This is a genomic window from Microcystis sp. M53603_WE2 (assembly GCF_030065435.1).
Genome location: NZ_JASJFF010000567.1, coordinates 1 through 1,025 on the forward strand (window position 1 = coordinate 1; position 1,025 = coordinate 1,025).

1 protein-coding gene and 1 pseudogene are annotated in these 1,025 nt (G+C 48.7%); one reads left to right on the top strand and one right to left on the bottom strand.

Annotated features, from left to right (window positions below):
- On the bottom strand, positions 1 to 787 hold a 787-nt coding region (locus PX481_RS11910), incomplete at its 3' end, for a MiaB/RimO family radical SAM methylthiotransferase (RefSeq protein ID WP_288094630.1).
- Between PX481_RS11910 and PX481_RS11915 the strand changes: the two are divergent.
- Positions 786 to 1,025, top strand: a pseudogene (locus PX481_RS11915) (hypothetical protein); the annotation flags it as partial. The gene PX481_RS11910 and the pseudogene PX481_RS11915 sit on opposite strands and share 2 nt — an antisense overlap.

Genomic DNA, 1,025 nt, shown 5'->3' on the forward strand with positions numbered 1-1,025 from the left:
CTTTAGGTAATTCCTGACAAGCTTTAATCAAACGTTCGGTAAAATAGCGGGGGTGACTGGTGGCAAAACGGAGACGTTCAATGCCGGCCACATCGTGAATGTAGTAGAGTAAATCGGTGAAATTGTGCAGATGTCGGCCGCTTGCCGTCACTCCGGGTAAATCCCGTCCGTAGGCATCAATATTTTGACCTAAAAGGGTGATTTCTTGATAACCCTGTTGTCCTAATTGTTCCATTTCTGCTCGAATTGCCGCAGGAGTGCGCGATTGTTCCACCCCGCGCACCCCCGGAACCACACAATAGGTACAACGTTCATTACAACCATAGATGACGTTCACCCAAGCGGTAATATTACTATCCCGGCGCGGTTTGGTGATATCTTCCATGATGTGGATGGGTTCGGTGGCCACCACCTGGGAACCGTCAAAAACTTGTTGTAATAAGTCTCCCAAGCGGTTTGCGTGTTGGGGACCGATAATTAAATCCACTTCGGGAACCCGTCTTAATAATTGTTCCCCTTCCTGTTGAGCCACGCAGCCAGCGACAATTAAAGTAAGGTCGGGTTGAGTTTGTTTGCGTTTAGCCTGTCTACCGAGATAGGAATACACCTTCTGTTCGGCATTATCGCGAATTGTACAGGTATTGTAGAGGATTAAATCGGCTTCGTTGGCATCCTCAGACCATTGAAACCCCAAATCTTCTAAAATACCCGCCATGCGTTCGGAGTCAGCTTTATTCATCTGACAACCAAAGGTGGTGATATGGTAACGACGTGGGGACTTATTCATGATGCTGGCTACAGAAACAATAGTGCAGGTTTCTATTTTAGGCTATTTATTCTCTGACTTGAAAGAAGCAGGAGGAAGGAGTCAGGAGACGGGAGGCAGGAGACAGGAGACAGGAGGCAGGAGACAGGAGACAGGAGACAGGAGGCAGGAGACAGGAGACAGGAGACAGGAGATTATTTTTATTTATTCTCCCCACACCCCACACCCCACACCCCACACCCCACACCCCACACCCCAC